Source organism: Agrobacterium sp. CNPSo 3708 (assembly GCF_028674915.1).
Classification (GTDB): domain Bacteria; phylum Pseudomonadota; class Alphaproteobacteria; order Rhizobiales; family Rhizobiaceae; genus Agrobacterium; species Agrobacterium cavarae.
This window is the reverse complement of sequence record NZ_JAQZSF010000018.1, coordinates 1-1,502: the sequence shown is the minus strand read 5'-3', so window position 1 is coordinate 1,502 and position 1,502 is coordinate 1. Positions and strand designations below refer to the sequence as shown.

The following is a 1,502-nucleotide window of genomic DNA, read 5'->3' as shown; positions in this document are numbered from 1 at the left end:
GGCCCGAAAATCGGAATCGATTTTCGGAAAGCACGATGCGTAGATCAAAGAAGATAGAGCGTCCTTTGTGCGTCCAATAGGACGCACGGCGCTCTAAGCCGCGGCATCGGTCTGCGTTTTAGCGACCAAAGAGAGCCTGTAGCCCAGAGCATCGGCCACCTTGCTGATGGTGCCGAGTTCTGGATTCCCTTCTCCGCTCAACGCCTTGTAGAGTGTCTGCCGGGACAGGCCGGTCTGCTTGGACAGATCGGTCATGCCCTTGGCGCGAGCTACGACGCCCAAGGCATGTGCAATCTCTGCCGCGTCGCCGCTCTCGGTGGCGTCAGCGAGATAAGCGGCGATTGCCTCTTCGTTATCGAGATAACGTGCTGCGTCGAACTCACGAGTTTCCACGGCCATGGCCTACTCCTTCAACGCCTTGGCAAGTGCCTTGGCTTGTGAAATGTCCCGGCTCTGCGAGCTCTTATCTCCACCGCAGAGCAGCACGATAATGAGCTTACCCTCCTGAATGAAATAGACCCGGTAGCCGGGACCGTAATCGATCCTCAGCTCACTGACGCCCTCGCCAACCGGCTTGACATCGCCGGGATTGCCCCGCTGGAGCCTATCGACCCGCCGGACAATCCGCGCTCGCGCCTGAACGTCTTTAAGCTTGGTCAGCCAGTTCGAGAACTCCATTGTTTCGCGAATGGTGAACATCTGAAGTGTAAACTATGGTTGTCTATTTGTCAAAGAATGATGGTGGGCGGAAACGTTACCCCATCCGCTCCGACGCATAGGAACCCGGGCTTGGCGGGAAGACCACGGTGCGGTTGCCGTTGATGAAGGTGCGGTGGTGGATATGCGCATGGATAGCACGCGCCAGAACCTGGCTTTCCACATCGCGGCCAAGCGAGACGTAATCGTCTGCCGACTGGGCGTGGGTGATGCGTACCGTGTCCTGCTCGATGATCGGACCTTCGTCGAGATCGGCTGTGACGTAGTGGGCGGTGGCGCCAATCAGCTTCACGCCACGCTCATAGGCCTGCTTGTAGGGGTTGGCGCCCTTGAAGCTTGGCAGGAAGGAGTGGTGGATGTTGATGATCTTGCCGGACATCTTGCGGCACATGTCGTCTGACAGCACCTGCATGTAGCGTGCCAGGACCACGAGTTCGGTGCCGGTGCTTTCGATCAGGTCGTTCAGTTGCGCTTCGGCCTTCGGCTTGTTTTCCTTCGTCACCTTGATGTGGTGGAAGGGAATGTCGTGGTTGACGACAACCTTCTGGTAATCGAAGTGGTTGGAAACGACGCCGACGATATCGATCGGCAGCGCGCCGATCTTCCAGCGATAGAGCAGATCGTTGAGACAATGACCGAAACGCGAGACCATCAGCAGCGTCTTGGTGCGTTCGCCATCGCTGAAAATTTCGGCTTCCATCTTGAAGCGCTCGGCAACCGGCTTGAAGCCTTCCTTGATGTCTGAAAGCGACACGCCCTCTTCCGAAATGAAGGAGACGCGCATG

Annotated in this window: 3 protein-coding genes; all 3 read right to left on the bottom strand. The window is 57.4% G+C overall.

Annotation, left to right across the window (positions count from 1 at the left end):
• Positions 1-93 precede the first annotated feature (93 nt).
• The 3 genes from PVA19_RS22285 to PVA19_RS22275 are packed head-to-tail and all read right to left on the bottom strand — an operon-like array spanning position 94 to position 1,501.
• Positions 94-399: an addiction module antidote protein gene (locus tag PVA19_RS22285; protein ID WP_062439875.1), complete on the bottom strand. Its 306-nt coding sequence runs from the start codon at positions 397-399 to the stop codon at positions 94-96.
• Between the two features lie 3 nt (positions 400-402).
• Positions 403-699, bottom strand: a complete 297-nt coding sequence (locus tag PVA19_RS22280) for a type II toxin-antitoxin system RelE/ParE family toxin (RefSeq protein ID WP_062598826.1) — start codon at positions 697-699, stop codon at positions 403-405.
• Between the two features lie 55 nt (positions 700-754).
• Complete coding sequence (locus tag PVA19_RS22275) at positions 755-1,501, bottom strand: formyltetrahydrofolate deformylase (RefSeq protein ID WP_062425148.1); 747 nt, start codon at positions 1,499-1,501, stop codon at positions 755-757.
• Position 1,502 lies beyond the last annotated feature (1 nt).